Raw genomic sequence first — 1856 nt, forward strand, 5'->3', positions numbered from 1 at the left:
GGCTCCAGCGGCCAGTACCGTGCGCCGGGCGGCGCTGCGCGAGGGTTCGCTCGTACGGGTCGACTCGGTCATGGAGGCTCCTTGCTTGGGCGCCGGGATGGCGATGAGCATCCTGGCGCGTGGCGGGCTCCAGGTGAAGCCCGCCACACCGGTCACTCGCCGGGCGCCCAGGGGGTCAGGTCCGCCGGGGCGCCGGGAGTGCGTACGACTTCCCACACGCGGACCACGGCGTCCCGGTTCAACGGCCCGTGCACATGGGGGTAGCGGCCGCCGGAGTCACCCTCCCGGCGGACCTCGGCGGTCAGGGCCGCCTCGTCCAGTTCCACGGCGAGCAGGGTGCCGGGCACCTGCCGGTAGCGGGCCTCGACGATCGCGAGGGCGGTCGGGCGGTCCGCCGAACAGTGCACGAAACCCTCGGCGGCGAGCGAGGACGGGGCGTACGGGCGCTCGGGCGCGGCGCTCCAGTCGGCGAGCGGGACGATGTGGAAGATCATGCGGCTGGTTCTACCGCAGCGGGCACCGGAGAGCGTGCGCCAGGTGGCGGCATGTCCTGATCCGGGTGACATTGTCCGTGTCTCGAAGCCGGGTACGACGCTGGCGTGCGGCCCGGTCCCTCTTCGAAAGGCATGATCATGGCGGGTAACGACCTCGGCTCCCTTCTCGGCAGCCTGCTCGGCGGTGGCGGTCAAGGCGGCCAGGGCGGCGGCGCGGGCAACATCCTCGGCGCGCTGCTCGGGGCCCTCGGCGGCGCGGGCGGCGGCCAGGGTGCCCAGGGCGCGGGCGGAGGCGGCAATCCGCTGGGCGGGCTGCTGGACATGCTGACCAAGTCCGGCCTCGCCGACCAGGCCCAGTCGTGGATCGGCACCGGGGACAACAAGGCCGTCAGCGGGGCGGAGATCGCCCAGGCCCTGCCCGACGAGGCCCTCCAGAGGGCGGCCGAACAGGCCGGCGTCAGCACCCAGCAGGCCGCCGACCAGATCGCCGAGGTCCTGCCCACGGCCGTCGACAAGCTGTCTCCGCAGGGGCAGCTGCCGACCGGTTCGCTGGAGGACATCATCAGGCAGCAGAACCTCTAGCCGGTCCACGAGGGCCCGGCGGCCGTCCCACGGGGTGGCCGCCGGGCCCTCGCGCCGTACCCGGTGGATACCCTGAGCCGGGACCCGCCGTTACGCGATCACCCTGGAGCGCCCCGTGAGAACCGCCGTCGTCATCGGAACCGGACTGATCGGCACCTCCGCGGCGCTCGCCCTGACCGCACGCGGCATCGCGGTCCACCTCGTCGACCACGACCCCGCCCAGGCCCGCACGGCCGCGGCCCTGGGAGCCGGCAGCGACGACGCCCCCGAGGGCCAGGTCGACCTCGCGATCATCGCCGTCCCCCCCGCCTACACGGCCGCGGCCCTCGCCGCCGCGATCGGCCGCGGCACGGCCCGCGCCTACGTGGACGTCGCCAGCGTCAAGGGCGGCCCCCGCCGGGAGCTGGCCGCGCTGGGCGCCGACACCTCCGCGTACATCGGCACCCACCCCATGGCCGGCAAGGAGCGCTCCGGGCCGCTGGCCGCGACCGCCGACCTCTTCGAGGGCCGCCCCTGGGTGCTCACCCCGACCCGGGACACCGACCACGAGGTGCTGAACCTGGCGCTGGAGCTCGTCGCGCTGTGCCGGGCCGTCCCCGTCGTGATGGACGCCGACGCCCACGACCGGGCGGTGGCGCTGGTCTCGCACACCCCCCAGCTGGTCTCCAGCATGGTCGCGGCCCGCCTGGAGGACGCCGACGAGACGGCCGTCCGGCTGTGCGGGCAGGGCATCCGCGACGTCACCCGGATCGCGGCCTCCGACCCGCGGATGTGGGTGGT

3 protein-coding genes are annotated in these 1856 nt (G+C 74.9%); 2 read left to right on the plus strand and 1 reads right to left on the minus strand.

The window, feature by feature from the left end; genetic code table 11:
• Nucleotides 1–152: 152 nt before the first annotated feature.
• Entirely contained in the window at nucleotides 153–494 is a 342-nt protein-coding gene (locus ACFV0Q_RS41185; protein ID WP_385013196.1) for a DUF952 domain-containing protein, read from the minus strand.
• Between the two features lie 138 nt (nucleotides 495–632).
• Between ACFV0Q_RS41185 and ACFV0Q_RS41190 the strand changes: the two genes are divergently transcribed.
• Nucleotides 633–1076, plus strand: coding sequence for a YidB family protein (locus tag ACFV0Q_RS41190; RefSeq protein ID WP_385013198.1), 444 nt, complete (start codon nucleotides 633–635; stop codon nucleotides 1074–1076).
• A gap of 115 nt (nucleotides 1077–1191) precedes the next feature.
• On the plus strand, nucleotides 1192–1856 hold a 665-nt coding region (locus ACFV0Q_RS41195), incomplete at its 3' end, for a prephenate dehydrogenase (RefSeq protein WP_385013199.1).

This window comes from Streptomyces sp. NPDC059564 (assembly GCF_042735575.1).
Classification (GTDB): domain Bacteria; phylum Actinomycetota; class Actinomycetes; order Streptomycetales; family Streptomycetaceae; genus Streptomyces.

Bases quoted from the DNA above. Each gene is read 5' to 3' on its own strand.
- ACFV0Q_RS41185 (WP_385013196.1), bottom strand. From the start codon at position 494: ATGATCTTCCACATCGTCCCGCTCGCCGACTGGAGCGCCGCGCCCGAG.
- ACFV0Q_RS41190 (WP_385013198.1), top strand. From the start codon at position 633: ATGGCGGGTAACGACCTCGGCTCCCTTCTCGGCAGCCTGCTCGGCGGT.